13 protein-coding genes and 1 pseudogene are annotated in these 14,689 nt (G+C 70.3%); 5 read left to right on the top strand and 9 right to left on the bottom strand.

Going from position 1 to position 14,689, the window contains the following annotated elements; translation table 11 throughout:
• Positions 1-258 precede the first annotated feature (258 nt).
• Positions 259-1,698 carry an NADP-dependent phosphogluconate dehydrogenase gene (gene gndA / locus ACWGJM_RS25590; RefSeq protein ID WP_453414033.1) on the top strand — a complete coding sequence of 480 codons (1,440 nt, stop codon included), beginning with the start codon at positions 259-261 and terminating at the stop codon, positions 1,696-1,698.
• Between the two features lie 76 nt (positions 1,699-1,774).
• Here gndA and ACWGJM_RS25585 read toward each other — a convergent pair whose 3' ends face one another.
• From ACWGJM_RS25585 to panD, 3 genes are all read right to left on the bottom strand, one after another.
• Complete coding sequence (locus ACWGJM_RS25585; RefSeq protein WP_453414032.1) at positions 1,775-2,056, bottom strand: hypothetical protein; 282 nt, start codon at positions 2,054-2,056, stop codon at positions 1,775-1,777.
• 96 nt (positions 2,057-2,152) lie between these two features.
• Positions 2,153-2,497 (bottom strand): GNAT family N-acetyltransferase, encoded by a 345-nt coding sequence (locus ACWGJM_RS25580; RefSeq protein ID WP_453414031.1) that lies wholly within the window; start codon positions 2,495-2,497, stop codon positions 2,153-2,155.
• A gap of 23 nt (positions 2,498-2,520) precedes the next feature.
• Positions 2,521-2,940 carry an aspartate 1-decarboxylase gene (panD, locus tag ACWGJM_RS25575; protein ID WP_453414030.1) on the bottom strand — a complete coding sequence of 140 codons (420 nt, stop codon included), beginning with the start codon at positions 2,938-2,940 and terminating at the stop codon, positions 2,521-2,523.
• A gap of 343 nt (positions 2,941-3,283) precedes the next feature.
• Between panD and ACWGJM_RS25570 the strand changes: the two genes are divergently transcribed.
• The 3 genes from ACWGJM_RS25570 to ACWGJM_RS25560 all read left to right on the top strand — a co-directional run bounded on the left by ACWGJM_RS25570 (position 3,284) and on the right by ACWGJM_RS25560 (position 8,093).
• Positions 3,284-3,961 carry a haloacid dehalogenase type II gene (locus tag ACWGJM_RS25570; protein ID WP_453414029.1) on the top strand — a complete coding sequence of 226 codons (678 nt, stop codon included), beginning with the start codon at positions 3,284-3,286 and terminating at the stop codon, positions 3,959-3,961.
• A 206-nt stretch (positions 3,962-4,167) separates the two neighbouring features.
• The gene (locus ACWGJM_RS25565; RefSeq protein WP_453414028.1) at positions 4,168-6,000 is read left to right on the top strand and encodes a glycoside hydrolase family 15 protein; all 1,833 of its coding nucleotides are present in this window, start codon (positions 4,168-4,170) and stop codon (positions 5,998-6,000) included.
• A gap of 14 nt (positions 6,001-6,014) precedes the next feature.
• Positions 6,015-8,093 (top strand): aquaporin, encoded by a 2,079-nt coding sequence (locus ACWGJM_RS25560; protein ID WP_453414136.1) that lies wholly within the window; start codon positions 6,015-6,017, stop codon positions 8,091-8,093.
• A gap of 66 nt (positions 8,094-8,159) precedes the next feature.
• Here ACWGJM_RS25560 and ACWGJM_RS25555 read toward each other — a convergent pair whose 3' ends face one another.
• The 5 genes from ACWGJM_RS25555 to ACWGJM_RS25535 form a co-directional block, all read right to left on the bottom strand.
• Complete coding sequence (locus tag ACWGJM_RS25555; protein WP_453414027.1) at positions 8,160-8,702, bottom strand: cation:proton antiporter domain-containing protein; 543 nt, start codon at positions 8,700-8,702, stop codon at positions 8,160-8,162.
• Between the two features lie 12 nt (positions 8,703-8,714).
• Positions 8,715-10,106: a dihydrolipoyl dehydrogenase family protein gene (locus ACWGJM_RS25550; protein WP_453414026.1), complete on the bottom strand. Its 1,392-nt coding sequence runs from the start codon at positions 10,104-10,106 to the stop codon at positions 8,715-8,717.
• Positions 10,107-10,343: 237 nt separating this feature from the next.
• Complete coding sequence (locus ACWGJM_RS25545; protein ID WP_453414025.1) at positions 10,344-10,994, bottom strand: RNA polymerase sigma factor; 651 nt, start codon at positions 10,992-10,994, stop codon at positions 10,344-10,346.
• A 391-nt stretch (positions 10,995-11,385) separates the two neighbouring features.
• On the bottom strand, positions 11,386-12,123 hold the full coding sequence (locus tag ACWGJM_RS25540) for a GAF and ANTAR domain-containing protein (protein WP_453414024.1): 738 nt from the start codon (positions 12,121-12,123) through the stop codon (positions 11,386-11,388).
• Between the two features lie 39 nt (positions 12,124-12,162).
• A complete protein-coding gene (locus ACWGJM_RS25535; protein WP_453414023.1) occupies positions 12,163-12,915 on the bottom strand; it encodes a GAF and ANTAR domain-containing protein in 753 nt (250 codons plus the stop codon).
• Between the two features lie 54 nt (positions 12,916-12,969).
• Here ACWGJM_RS25535 and ACWGJM_RS25530 point away from each other — a divergent pair.
• A pseudogene (locus ACWGJM_RS25530) lies at positions 12,970-13,323 on the top strand (sigma factor-like helix-turn-helix DNA-binding protein); the annotation flags it as partial.
• 83 nt (positions 13,324-13,406) lie between these two features.
• Here ACWGJM_RS25530 and ACWGJM_RS25525 read toward each other — a convergent pair.
• Positions 13,407-14,441: a DNA topoisomerase IB gene (locus ACWGJM_RS25525; RefSeq protein WP_453414022.1), complete on the bottom strand. Its 1,035-nt coding sequence runs from the start codon at positions 14,439-14,441 to the stop codon at positions 13,407-13,409.
• Between the last annotated feature and the right edge of the window lie 248 nt (positions 14,442-14,689).

The raw sequence follows: 14,689 nt of genomic DNA, 5'->3' as shown, positions 1-14,689 counted from the left end.
TAAGCGCTGCGAACAGGCCATGACAAGACGGCAATCGGCCGCCTACGGCGTCCAAGTGGCCAGGAATCGGCCCCCACTTGCCCGGACTGCTTCCGGACGGTCCGAAGGCGCGGTGAGGCGAGGGGTGCCTTCCGTGCGTAATCAAACCTGGCGGGGCGGATGTGCGCCCGCCGTAGCGGCACGTCAGGATGGGCTGAGGGCACCACTGCGGCAATACTGGCAGGGCCGTACTCACGAGGTAGTTAGGGAGCATGCGGTATGAGCACTTCAGCCCAGATCGGCGTCACGGGACTCGCGGTGATGGGCCGCAACCTGGCCCGGAACTTCGCGCGCAACGGCTACACGGTCGCGCTGCACAACCGGACGGCGTCGCGCACGCACGCCCTGGTGGAGGAGTTCGGGGACGAGGGCGACTTCATCGCGGCCGAGACCGCCAAGGAGTTCGTGGCGGCACTGGAGCGGCCGCGCCGACTGGTCATCATGGTCAAGGCCGGTGATCCGACGGACGCGGTGATCGAGGAGTTCGCCCCGCTCCTGGAGCCCGGTGACATGATCATCGACGGTGGCAACGCGCACTTCGCGGACACCCGCCGCCGGGAGAAGGCGCTGCGCGAGCAGGGCATCCACTTCGTCGGCATGGGCGTCTCCGGCGGCGAGGAGGGCGCACTGCACGGCCCGAGCATCATGCCGGGCGGCCCGAAGGAGTCGTACGACTCGCTCGGCCCGATGCTGGAGAAGATCTCGGCGAAGGCGGCGGACGGGGCGCCCTGTGTGACGCATGTCGGCCCGGACGGCGCCGGTCACTTCGTGAAGATGGTGCACAACGGCATCGAGTACGCCGACATGCAGCTGATCGGCGAGGCGTACCAGCTGCTGCGCGATGTCGCCGGGTACTCCCCCGCGCAGATCGCGGACATCTTCCGCACCTGGAACCAGGGCCGGCTGGACTCCTACCTGATCGAGATCACCGCCGAGGTGCTGTCCCACGTCGACGCCGCGACGGGCAAGCCGTTCGTGGACGTGGTGGTCGACCAGGCCGAGCAGAAGGGCACCGGCCGCTGGACCGTGCAGATCGCGCTCGACCTCGGTGTACCGGTCTCCGGCATCGCCGAGGCGGTCTTCGCCCGCTCGCTCTCCGGGCACGCGGCTCTGCGCGAGGCCTCGCGCGGGCTGGCCGGGCCGACGGCGTCGCCGCTGAGCGAGGCGGAGGCCGGGGCCTTCGCGGACCGGGTGGAACAGGCGCTCTACGCGTCGAAGATCGTGTCGTACACGCAGGGCTTCCACGAGATCGACGCGGCGCGCGCGGAGTACGGCTGGGACATCGACCTCGGCGCGGTCTCCGCGATCTGGCGCGGCGGCTGCATCATCCGGGCGGCCTTCCTGGACCGCATCCGTGCCGCGTACGACGCACGGCCCGACCTGCCGAGCCTGCTGTCGGACGAGACCTTCGCGCAGGAGATCGCGGACGCCCAGGACGACTGGCGCGAGGTGATCATCGCCGCGACCCGGCAGGGTGTGGCCACCCCCGGCTTCGCCGCCGCCCTCGCCTACTACGACGCCCTGCGCGCCGAGCGTCTGCCCGCCGCGCTCACCCAGGGCCAGCGGGACTTCTTCGGTGCGCACACCTACCGTCGGGTCGACCGGGACGGCTCCTTCCACACGCTGTGGGGCGGGGACCGCTCGGAGGTGTCCGCGTAGGCCTCCCGGCAGGAGGACGTACGCAGAGGTGGGCGGCCCGGGTGGCCGCCCACCGGCGTGTTCGTCCCCCGCCGGGTCAGGTCAGCGGCGGTCCCGGCTCGGGGTCCGGAACCGGCTCGGGGCCGGGCGGGACCGGGGACGGCGAGGGCTCCGGCGGGCCGCCCGGCTCGGGCGGCGGCTGCGGAACCGGGCTCGGCCCCGGGACCGGGGACGGTGCGGGAGCGGGGGACGGCTCGGGAGGCGGGACCGGGTTCGGCGGCGGTTCCGGGTGCTGCGGGTCCGGAACCGGCGCCGGTCCGGGCCGGGCCGGGTCGGGGTACGGGTTCGTCATGGTGTCCTCCGGCCAGTCACTCGACATGGGCTCTGGACTACTCCCCCGCCTACCCGGTGCCCGCTGCGCCACTCACCCGCCGGGGGTGTGGCGGAGGGCCGGTGGGTGCCCCTCCCTCATCCCTCAGAACCGGCCCGGGTGCGCCACCAGCCACGCCTTCGCGGCGCCCAGCAGTTCCGGGTCGGGCGTCGGGGCGACGTCCGGGTGCCGCTCGGCCCACTTGACGACGTACGGGCACAGCGGCGCCACCGGGACGCCCTCCTGCCCGGCGATGGCGTAGAGCTCGCGGGCGAGGGAGCCGGCGATGCCCTTCCCCTCGTGGGCCGGTTCCACGATCGTGTGCACGGGCACGAGCGCCCGCTCCGGGGCGTCGAGGACGAAGTACTCGATGTGCCCGACGACTTCACCGCCGGCCACCGCCTCGAGGCGCCCGGCCGCCCGGTCGTCGCGGATGTCGATGTCGCTCATGGGCACACTCCTGATGGCGTCGGTCAGGCCGGTACGGCCTGCGGGCTGCGCTGCTGGTCCGAGCCCGGCACCGGCTCGGACGGGTCCGCGCCCAGGGCCACGATCCGGTTGTCGCGGTCGACGTGCACGACCCGCGGCTCCAGCGCCCGCGCCTCGGCGTCGGTCACCTGAGCGTAACTGATGATGATCACCAGATCCCCGGGGTGCACGAGATGCGCGGCGGCCCCGTTGATCCCGATGACCCCCGATCCGCGCTCGCCCTGGATGACGTACGTCTCCAGGCGCGCGCCGTTGGTGATGTCGACGATGTGCACGAGCTCACCGGGCAGCAGGTCGGCGGCGTCGAGCACGTCGGCGTCGATGGTCACCGATCCCACGTAGTGCAGGTCGGCCTGGGTGACGGTGGCGCGGTGGATCTTGGACTTGAACATTGTACGAAGCATGGAGAAACTCCCGGTTTGTCTGCTCCCTGCCTGCTTATTGCAGGTCAAGGGCGGTCCTCGGAGGCTACAACGATTCGCATGTTCGGTCAGCTGTCGCCAGGTGTTCCAGGACTCACACTGACCGATTGCTGACTTTCCTGACGATTGCTCAGAGCCAGCGGCCGGACGGAGAACAGACGCGCCACGGCATGGCCGGTGAGGGCGAACGAGGCGAGCAGGACCAGAAGATGTCGACGTCCTGTGCGCCTTCACGCAGGTGCTGTCCGCCGTTTCCAGCGATTCGTGGGCGCGCCGGGCAGACTGGCTCCAGTACCTCGTACGACCCGTCTCGCGGGAGGACGCCATGTCCGCCAACCGGCCATCGCTACTGGTTTTCGACGTGAACGAGACCCTCAGTGACCTGACGCCGCTGCGTGGCCGGCTCGAGGAGGTCGGCGCCCCCGGCGACCTGATGCCCCTGTGGTTCGCCGGCATCCTCCGCGACGGGTTCGCGCTCGCCGCGGCCGGCGGCTACGCGGACTTCGCGGACCTGGCCCACGACAATCTGCGTGGCCTGCTCGCACGGCTGCCGCGTCGGCCCTCCGATCGGGAAGCCGCGGTCGGCCACGTCGTGTCCGGATTCGCTGAACTGGAGGTCCATTCCGACGTGCCGTCGGGAGTGCGGGAGCTGCGCGCCGCCGGATACCGGCTGGTGACGATGACCAACGGCAGCACCGCCCTCACCGAGAGACTTCTGAACAAGGCAGGTGTGCGGGACTCCTTCGAAGGTCTGTGGGACGTGACCGGCCCTCGCCGGTGGAAACCGCACCCGTGGGCGTACCACTACGTCGTCGAACGGGCCGGTGTCCGCCCCGACCAGGCCATGCTGGTGGCCGTCCACCCATGGGACGTCGACGGCGCCCAGCGGGCAGGGCTGGCCGGCGCCTGGCTCCGGCGCGGCGTCACGGTCTACCCGTCGTCGCTGACCGGGCCCTCCGTCGCCGCGGAGGACCTCGCGGAACTCGTCCGCCTGATCGACTGAACGCGCGGCCGTGCCTGCCGCACTCCTGCTCCTGTCGAGCGCCGTCGCCTCGTGGTGCCGGCGGGCGGAGGCGTGAACCGGAGCACCCGCTCCTCCTGCACGGTTCAACGGCCGACGGCGGCGTGTCACAGGTTCCCGGGGCCGCCGCGTAACGTCTGAGCCTCCCGACGGACTCCATGGTGTCGACGCCGTTTGTGGGAGCAGCCATGAGTTCGATCGCGATCTCCGATTACGCACTGATCTCCGACCGTCATTCCGCCGCCCTGATCACCCGGGACGGTTCGGTCGACTGGTTGTGTTTCCCCCGTTTCGACAGCCCCGCGGTGTTCGCGCGGCTGCTGGACGAGGAGGCCGGGCACTGGTCGATCCGGCCCTCGGTCCCCCATGAGGTTTCGCGCCGCTACCTGGAGCGGACGATGGTGCTGGAGACGACGTTCCGCACCGCCTCGGGGACGGTGGTGCTGACCGATGCCCTGCTGGTGGGCCCGGACAACGGCGGCCACCGGCTCGGGGTCGGAGTGCCGCGGCTGCTGGCCCGCAGACTCTCCGGCACGGAGGGCGAGGTGCCGGTCGAAATGATCTACCGGCCCCGCCCGGAGTACGGACTGATCGCTCCCCTCCTGTCCCTGACGCAGGGCGGCGTGACATCGCGGGGAGGCGCCGAATGGCTGGTACTGACCACGCCCACGGCGGTGAGCGTCACCGACGACGCATCCGCCCGGGCCGCGTTCTCCGTTCGTACCGGCGAGTCGCTGTACTTCGGGATGCACCGCTCCACGCTGGAGGAGACACCCGCGCACGTGTGGCCCCAGGAGGAACTCGCCGATCGGCTGGAGTCGACGATCGCCGCATGGCGGTCATGGTCCGATCTGCACCAGGCCTACGACGGACCCTGGCGGGACCTGGTGCACCACAGCGGCCGGGTGTTGCAGGCACTGTCCTTCCAGCCCAGCGGCGCCATCGTGGCCGCCGCCACCACGTCGCTCCCCGAGGGCGCGGGCGGTGAGCGGAACTGGGACTACCGCTTCACCTGGGTACGCGACGCGTCCCTCACCATGGAAGCCCTCTGGGTCGCCGCCTGCCCGGACGAGGCACATGACTTCTTCGCCTTCCTGGCGACCGCCGCGCCTTCTTTGAGCAAGGACAGGTCCCTGCAGATCATGTTCGGGGTGGGGGGCGAGCACGACCTGTCCGAGCGCACCCTGCCCCATCTGCGCGGCTGGCGGAACAGCCGGCCGGTCCGGGTCGGAAACGGCGCGTGGAGCCAGCAACAGATCGACGTCTACGGTGAGTTGCTGGACGCCGCTGACCGGCTGGCGGACCAACTGGAAAGCATCGACGACGACACCCGGCGCTTCCTCGTCACCTGTGCCGACACGGCCGCCGAACGCTGGATGGAGAAGGACCAGGGCATCTGGGAGGTGCGGGGCGAGCCCCGTCACTTCCTGTATTCGAAGGTCATGTGCTGGACGGCACTGGATCGAGCCATCCGCCTCGCGGACCGTCTCGGCGCTCCGCAGGCCAAGGTCGCGGCGTGGCTGCGGACTCGGGAGGAGATCCGCGACACCGTGCTCCGCGAGGGCTGGAGCGAGGAGGCGAGCGCGTTCACCCAGTACTTCGGCTCCACGGCTCTCGACGCCTCGAACCTGATGATGCCGATCGTCGGCTTCCTGCCGGCAGACGACCCCCGGATGCTCGCCACCATCGACGCCACGGCCGAGAAGCTGACCGACGACGCGGGACTGGTCTACCGCTACCGCACGGAGGGCGGAGTCGACGGCCTCGCCGGCGAGGAGGGCACCTTCCTGCTGTGCACCTTCTGGCTGGCCCAGGCGATGGCCCTGTCCGGGCAGTCCGACCGGGCCCGGACCGTTTTCGAGCGGGCGGCCGGCTATGTCAACGACGTCGGCCTGCTCGCCGAGGAGGTCGACCCGGCCACCGGTGAACTGCTCGGCAACTTCCCCCAGGCATTCAGCCACATCGGCCTCGTCAACGCCGCCTGGGCGATCAGCCAGGCGCGCCGGCCCGTGACGGCCTGAGGAGCCGCACCGTGATGGGATGGCGTGAGATGGCCGCCGAGTTCACCGGCACCGCGCTGCTGCTCCTCGCGGGGCTCAGCGCGGTCGTCGTCGGGTTCGCTCCCGCCTCGCCCGTCGTCGCCGCCGTTCCGAGCGAGGACCTACGCCGGCTGCTGACCGGTGTGCTGTTCGCCGGCTCGGCCACCCTGATCGTCTACTCCCCGCTCGGGCGCGTCAGCGGAGGACACATCAACCCCGCCGTCACCCTCGCGTTCTACCGTCTGGGCAAGATCACCAGGCGCGGCGCCGCCGGATACGCACTGGCCCAGACGGCGGGCGCGCTCCTCGGCACAGTGCTCGTCGCGCTCCTGTGGGGCGGTTGGGCGGCCGACGTACGTCTCGGTGCGACCGTCCCCGGGATCGGTGGCGTCTGGGCCTCCCTGGCGGCTGAGGCCGTGGCCACGTTCCTGCTGGTGGCGCTCATCCTGAATCTGGTGGACCGGCCACGTCTGATGCCCTTCACGGCCGCGGCGGCCGGGCTGCTGGTGGCCACGCTGGTCTTCGTCGAGGCACCGGTGTCCGGCACCAGCCTCAATCCCGCCCGCAGCCTGGGACCGGCACTCGTGGGCGCCACTTGGTCAGGACTGTGGGTGTACCTGCTCGCGCCTCTGGCAGGTGCGCTGGCCGCCGCGGTGCTGTACCGCCGGCGCCGGCACACGGTGGCCTGCGGAAAGCTCATCCACGACGACGCGTACGCCTGCCACTTCCTGGACTGCCGTTACACAACGCCCGAGCGGCGTGTCCACGGATCCCCCTCCGTTTCCGGAAGCGGGGCGACGCCCATGGACCGCGGCACGGACCGCGGCACGGAGCGCGCCGAGGACGCCGTAGCCGCGGCCGTCGGCGGCCCGGGCCGCTCACCGGAACCGCTTCCTGGCCGCAGACACGCGCGGCGTTCGGCGACGACGTCCGCGGCGGCCGGCACTGCTTGTGAGAGGAACACGAACACCATGAAAGCCATCGGCGTCCTCCCCGGAAAAGCCGGCAGCGCACACCTCGTCGACGTCCGCAAGCCGGCCCTCGACGACATCCCCGACGGTCGGGGAGTCATGGTCCGCATCCTCCGGCTCGGTCTGGACGGCACGGACAAGGAGATCAACGCCGGCGAGTACGGTGCCGCCCCCGCCGGACAGGACTTCCTGATCACCGGCCACGAAAGCCTCGGCGTGGTGGACGATGTGGGTCCCGCCGTCACCGAGTTCGCGCCCGGCGACTACGTCGTCGCCCGGGTCCGACGGGCCGGGGGCAGCGTCTACGACCTCATCGACACGCCTGACATGACCACGGACGACGCCTATTTCGAGCACGGCATCAGCCGGGTCGACGGCTTCCTCACCGAGTACTACGTCGAGGATCCCCGCTACCTCATCAAGGTGCCTCAGCGCCTCGAACAGGTGGCCGTCCTGCTGGAGCCCACGAGCGTGGCGGAGAAGGGCGTCCTGGAAGCCTACGAGATCCAGCGCCGTCTGAAGGTCTGGCAGCCGCGCCGTGCGGCCGTACTCGGCGCGGGAACCATCGGACTGCTCGCGACCATGATCCTGCGCAACCGCGGCCTCGAGGTCACCACCTTCGGCCTGGACGAGCGGCCCTACCTCAACTCCGACCTCGTCGAGGCCCTCGGCGCCACTTACCTCAGCACCAAACAGCAGTCCCTGGCGCAGAACGCCGCGGAGACCGGCGGGTACGACCTGGTCTTCGAGGCGACCGGCTACTCCCCCATCGTCTTCGACGCCATGTGCCACCTGGTGGCCAAGAACGGGATCCTCGTCCTGTCCAGCGTCACCGGAGGCATGCGCCGGAGCGAAGTACCCTCGGACGCCATCAACCTGGACTTCGTGCTCGGCAACAAGGTGATGTTCGGTACCGTCAACGCCAACCGCGAACACTTCGAGGCAGGCGTCCGGGACCTCGCCGTGGCCGAGGCCCAGTACCCGGGCTGGCTCTCCCGCCTGCTCACCCACCCGGTCCGCGGGCTGGACCACTACGACGAGGCTCTTGCCGCCCTCGGCTCACCGGGCGCCATCAAGGTCTTCGTGGAGATCGCCGCATCCTGATCCCCTCCGGTGACACCGAGTCACTCGAAATCGGTGAGGGGACGGGATGCAGGCTTCCCGTCCCCCTCACATCGCCTCGCCCATCCCGTGAGGATCCATCGGGGCGTGGGCCTCGGGCGACAGTGTCCGGTCCCGTAGCAGCGCGAGTGCGGAGACCGGGAACAGCAGCACCGAGAGCAGCCCCGCGCATTCCGCGTCCTGGAGTACGGGCACCACCAGTCCCAAAGAGGTGGCCGACAGTGTCACCGCGATCAGCAGGGGGCTGTGCACCCAACCGGCCGCGCCGAAAGCCAGCCCGGCCGCGACGCCGAGAACCAGGGTGATCCCGTAACCGAGCAGGGCGGACCCGAGCAGGGGCCCGCGCAGCCGATGAACGTCGATCTCCAGCCCCGCCAGGAACAACAGGAAGGCCAGGCCGAGAAGGGAGACGATCTGCACCGGAAGGTCGGCCTTGATCCAGCCCAGGCCGGACGACCCCAGGACGATGCCCGCCACGATCTCCAGCACGACCGCCGGGATCCGCAGCCGCGGCACGAGTCCGAGCAGGAACGGCGCCAACAGCGCGACGAGGGTGACCGCGAAGAGATTCGCGAACGACACATCAGGCATGCCGGGACTCCCTCACACGCCGCACTGCTCCAGCAGGTGCAGCCACACCTCACTCACCGTCGGGAAGGAGGGGACCGCTTGCCCCAGTACCTCCAGCGGCAGCCGGCCCACCACGGCAACAGTCGCGGAATGCAGCAGTTCCTGGACGTACTGACCCGTGAAGGTGGCGCCCACGACGATCCGCCGCTCGGTGTCCACCACGAGCATGCCGGTGCCGCCCAGCCCGTTGCCCTGCACGTACGAACCGGGCACGTCGCCGATCCCGTACGTGACGGCCCGCACTGGCAGTCGCTGCTCGCGGGCCTGCGCCTCGGTCAGCCCCACGGCGGCGACCTGCGGGTCGGTGAAGGTGACCCTCGGGACCACATCGGTGGCGGCGAGTGCGTCCTTGCCGGCTATGACGTCACCTGCGATCCGGCCCTGGTACTTGCCCATGTGGGTGAGCAGGGCGCGGCCGTTGCAGTCCCCGATCGCGTAGAGCCAACCGCCGGGCACGCCGGTCGCCCTCATCAGGTCATCGACCTCCACGAAGCGCCCCGGCCGCAGCCCGACGGTCTCCAGTCCGAGATCCGCTGTCGCCGGGCGGCGTCCGACCGCGACCAGGATCTCGTCGGCCACCAGGTGCCGCCCGTCGGCGAGCGTGGCCTCCACGGGCGCGTCGGGGGGCTCTCGGCGGACACTCTCCAGCAGGACACCGGTGATGACGGTGATGCCCTCGGTTTCGAAGGCGGTCCGCAGCTCCTCGCCGGCGAAGGGCTCCTCTCGGGGGACCAGCCGGTCGGTCCCCTCCACAACCGTGACGTCCGGGCAGCCGAGCCGGTGGAAGCCCTGGGCCAGCTCGGCACCGATCGCCCCGCCGCCGAGGACCAGCAGACGGGCCGGGAGCTCCTTCGCGGCAGTGGCGCCCCGGTTGTCCCACACCCGGATCTCCCGCAAGCCGTCCACCGGGGGTATCAGCGCCGTGGTGCCGGTTGCCAGCACCACGGCGCGGCCGGCCCTCACTCGCGTTGTGTCACCGTCCTCCGCGGCCACCTCGACCAGGCGTTCCCCGGCGAGCCGCCCGGGCCCGCGTAGCAGCGTGATGCTGCGATCGGCGAGCCACTTCTCCTGCCCGCTGTCGTCCCAGTGACCCGTCATGTAGTCGCGCTGGGCGAATGCGTCCCGCGCGTCGACTCCCCCGGTGACCGCCTCAGCCGCCCCCGGAACGCGGCGAGCGGCCGCCAGCACGTCGCCGGGACGTATCAACGTCTTGCTCGGGATGCAGCCCCAGTAGGAGCACTCCCCTCCCACCAGCTGCCGTTCCACGACGGCGACCGACAGCCCGGCGTCAGCGCAGCGTCCCGCCGCGTTCTCCCCGGCCGGTCCCGCTCCTACCACCACGACATCCACCCGCAGGTCGCGCATGTCGCCCTCCTCCGTACGAAATGGCCCGTGGGGTTGAGTCCCTCGGCCCCGGTCGGGCGTTACATCCCGGGCCCCGGCCGACCGGTGACCGACGAACGAACCGACGGACCGTGGGGGTGGCCGACGTCGTCCGCTCCCGCAAGCGGCCGCACCGGCCGCACCGGGAAGGTGGATCAAGCACGCCCTCGAGGTCGTCGGTCACCGGTTCCACCTGCGTCGCGCAACGGACCCTCCCCGTCAGCCATCGCCTCTCCCCGCCCCCTCGCTCCGGAAGTACTCCTCGATGCCGACCCGCATGCGCGCACGCGCCCGGTGCAGCAGGACCCTCTGGTTCACCGCGGAGATCTCGAGCATCCAGCACGTCTCGTCCGCCGAGTAGCCGCACACGTCCCGCAGCTCAATCACCTCCCGCTGTCTCTGCGGCAGGCTCTCCAACGCACGCCCCATCCGACGGCGGAGCTCTCCGGTCAACAGCTCGTCCTCGGGCTTCGCGGGCCACCGCTCCGGAAGGACCTTCCAATGACCCGGCCACCGGTCATCCGGCCCCCGGAATCGGCCCGGGGAGACCGTGGGACCGGCTTCATGGCCGTCGAACGCGGCGGTCGGGACCACTTTGCACTCGCGGAGGGCGCAGGACTTCGCCTTGTGCACCAGAATTCCCAGCACCCACGTCCGCAGCGAGGACAGCTCCCTGAACCCATCCAGCCCCGCCAGGACGGCGAGCCACGTGTCCTGGACGACGTCCTCGGCCGACTGAACCGTCTTCACGTAGTACCGCGCCCGCCTGAGCATTCCCGGAGACCACGCCTTGATGATCGCCACGAACGTGACCTCGTCCCCGGCTCGCAGTCTGTGAACGGTCAGCGCGTCAGCCCTGTCGGCGACCACGACACTTCGCCTCCCGCGGGTGGAGTCGTTCCGCTGACTCACTCCGAACGCTAACCCCATCGGACCCTGCTGTCACACGGAAGCCGAGCAGTTCCGTGCGGACCGTTCGAGCTGAAACCATCAGGTGGTGGGCGAGGCCGGCCGGGTAGTCCAGATGCGGACAAGGCAGAGCGGCCCGAGGCGGTCGCCGAGTCCACGAAGGACGCGGAGGTCGCGGCCTTGCGCAAGCAGGTGCGCGAGCGGGAGATGGAACAGCCCCCGCGAGGCTCCCTCTGTTAATGAACGAGCCGGGGGAGCCGCACAGACGACCAGCCCTCAGCGCCAGCCGGGCCCGCCCGAGTGCGCCGCCTCCCCGACTGCGGCCGGAGCGGGCCAGAAGGGCAGGCGGCGATCAGTCGATGGTGTGCGCGGCGAGAACGACAGCCGGTTCCATGGTTCGACTGACCAGGGCTTCAGCGGTCGCGGCCAGACTGACCCGGCGGCGATGGGCGTAGCCGGTAAGGACCTGCCCGGCGTCGCCGACCGCGATACCGGCAGTCGCGGCGATCATCCCCTTGGCGACTTCCAGGGCGGCCTTGGCGGCGATGGCGCTCTGCACACGGGTGACGACGTCGTCGCTGCGCACGGGTTCGGTCGACCAGTGCATCAGCGACAGCGCGGAGGTGTCCGCGAGGGCCCGAGCCAAGTCCGCTTCGCCTTCGTCCAGGGCCCCCGCGCGCGTGTTCAACAGGGTGAGAGCGCCCAGAGGGCGTCCATGGAGACTGACCGGGACAGTCTGCAGTGAGCGGTATCCGGCCTCGGTCATCGCTGCGACCACGAGCGGCCAGTGCTCCCACTCTGCTGTGACGTCGGGGATGCTGCGGGCCTGGCCGGTGCGATAGCAGTCCATGCACGGGCCGCGGCCGGTCTGCATCTGCAGCAGTTCGACGAACGCCGCGTCTTCATTGGTCGCCGCCATGGTCTTCAGGCTGCCCCGGGCGTCGGCGATCATCACGGCGGCCGCGTCCACAGCCAGCAGTTCCCGGCAGGCGCTGACCAGACAGGCGAAAAGGTGCAGCGGGTCGAACTCCGGCGCGTAGGTGTCCGCCAGGTCGACGAACGCCTTCGCCAGCTGCTGCTCGCGGTTCATGCTCGCCTCCTCGGCGGTGTGATTATTTGTACGGACCGTTCAACCATGACGCATGTCTGTAGTGCGGTCCACGATGTCCTTGGCAACCTCTCTCGAGGTGCGGCCCTGTGCGAAGGCCCGGGCCCGCAGCCGTAGGGCCGCCTCCTCGGCGCTCACTCCCAGCTGCACCATGATCATCCCGGTTGCCTGGTGGATCTCCTCCCGGTCCGACCATGCCCCCTCCAGCCACGCTACGACTCCCTCCGTTTCCTCAGAGTCGCGGTCCAGGGAGTTGACGGCCAGCGTGAAGGCGTCGGCGACCAGCAGAGCCGTACGCAGTTGATCGCTGTCCAACGTGCCTGCCGTGTCCCGGTACAGGTCCAGTGTGCCCAGTGGGCTGGCGCCGCTCGTCAGCGGGAGCGAGAAGACGGCTTTTGCGCCGGCCATGGCCGCCTGGGCGGAGAACAGCGGCCAACGGCGGACATCCGGAGCACGGGTCAGATCGGTCGCGAAGACCGGGGCCCGCAGCCGCACGGCCTCCGTGCACGGGCCCTCGCCGAGCGTGTACTGGATCTCTGCCAGCCGCCCCGCCACGGCGTCGCTCGCACAGAGCACGACCGCGGACTCCGCGCTGTCGCTCTGGACCGACACCGACAGCCCCGACACAGTTGGCAAAAGCCCCCCACATACGCGGCACAGGGCGTCGGGGACCTCGGCGGCGGGAAGGCCGCGCACCCCGACAACGAGCTCACCGACGATCCGGGCCCGCCAGGCATCGGCCTCCAGGTCAGCGTCTTCGTCGCCGGCCACCATCCTCACCTCCCTGCAGCGCACGTGTGCATACCATCTTGCCCCATGCGGCGCCGCCGCTTCAGTACCCTCTCCCTCGACGCCGAGCAGGATTCCGGGTACGACGGGTGCAGCCTCGCCGACACGCTCGGAGCGCCCGACTCCTCCTTCGACACCGTCCTGGACCGCGAGGCGGTGAAGACCGGACTGCTTCGCCTGTCCGCGCGTGAACGAGCCATCTTGTACATGCGGTTCTTCGAGGACATGACCCAAAGCCGCATCGCCGAACGGCTGGGGATCTCCCAGATGTCGATCGGTACCCGTGAGGTGGACTCCACTCTCGCCGTCGTCCGCCGTCAACTCGCAGCCCCCACCGGCGGCTTCCGGGCCTTCCAGGGCCAGGCTGCTGCAGACCGACGTATCTACGCATGAGGAAGACCGCTCTGGCCGCCGCGTAGCACGGTGAACGAGCAGCAGATCTACCCCTGCTCCATCGACGCGGAGGCGGAATGCTTCTAACTGCCCTCGGACGGGTGTCCGTTGCGGAGCATGCGCAACACCTCCCGTTCCACCGGTCCCTGGGTGGCGGGGACGCCGTACGCGCCCTCGTCGCCCAGGTGAGGCAGCGCGGCGGCGACCGTCACACCCTCCTCGTACAACTCGATCACCCGTGGGTTGATGTAGGAGGCACGGCAGACCGCGGGTGTGTTGCCGAGATACCCGGCCACCTCGCGTGCCGCCCGGGCGATGGCCCGGCGCCGGGCGCTCTCACTGCGTGCGACGGGTTGGGAGACGGCCAGTGCCACGGCGGCCATGACGGTGGCGTGCCAGGTGCGGAAGTCCTTGGCGGTGATCTCGAGGCCGGCCAGTTCCCTGAGGTACGCGTTGACGTCCTCGCCGGTCACAGTGTGCCAGGAGGGACGCTCCCAGTAGGCCAGGAGCCGGTCACCGCCGCCCCGGCGCCGCAGCAGCGCGGTGAGGCAGCGGCAGGCGGCGGGATCCGCGACGGTCTGGACGATCTCCTTGCCGTGCTTGCCGGTGTAGGTGAACAGGACCGCACCGGCCCGGCAGCGGGAGTGCTCGCGCAGCAGCGTGGTGAGGCCGTAGCTGTTGTTCAGCTCGGTGTATCGGTCGCTGCCGATGCGGAAGAAGCCGAGGTCGAGCAGACGTACGGCCGTGGCCAGAACCCGGTGCCGGGTCAGCCCGCGGTCCCGCAGATGCCCCTCGAGGGCCTCCCGTACCGCGGGCAAAGCATCGGCGACGTCGAGAACATGCTCATGCTTGGCCTGCTCCTGCTCCGCGCGGAACTGCGGGTGGTACAGGTACTGACGGCGGCCGGCGGCATCCGTACCGACGGCCTGCAGATGCCCGTTTGCCCTGGTGCAGATCCACACGTCCCGCCAGGCCGGCGGTATGACCAGGGCGCGGATCCGAGCCAGCTCCTCGGGATCGCGCAGCGGCTCCCCCTGGGTGTCCAGGTAACGAAAGCCGCGTCCATGGCGCAGACGGCGGAACCCGGGGTCGGTGGGACGGCTGTGGAAAAGACGCATCCCCACCTCCTGAACGGGCTCCGCTGAGTTGATAGATCGGATCCGGAACGAAGATCTGTCTGTGGGTACCCACCCACATCCCCCACACGCCGGGCAAGGAACAGGCAGCTGGCTATAGGGGCAAAACCATGCCTGGCCGCCGGTTCAACGACGTCACAGGGAGCGAGACGCCGTCGGCTCAGGCGGCCCGACGCGTCGGTTCAGGCGGCCGCGGAACGGGTGAACCAGTGAATCGTGCGTTCCAGGCC

The organism is Streptomyces sp. NPDC054834 (assembly GCF_053611185.1).
The sequence above is the reverse complement of the archived record's forward strand: the minus strand, read 5'-3'. Positions and strand labels throughout refer to the sequence as shown.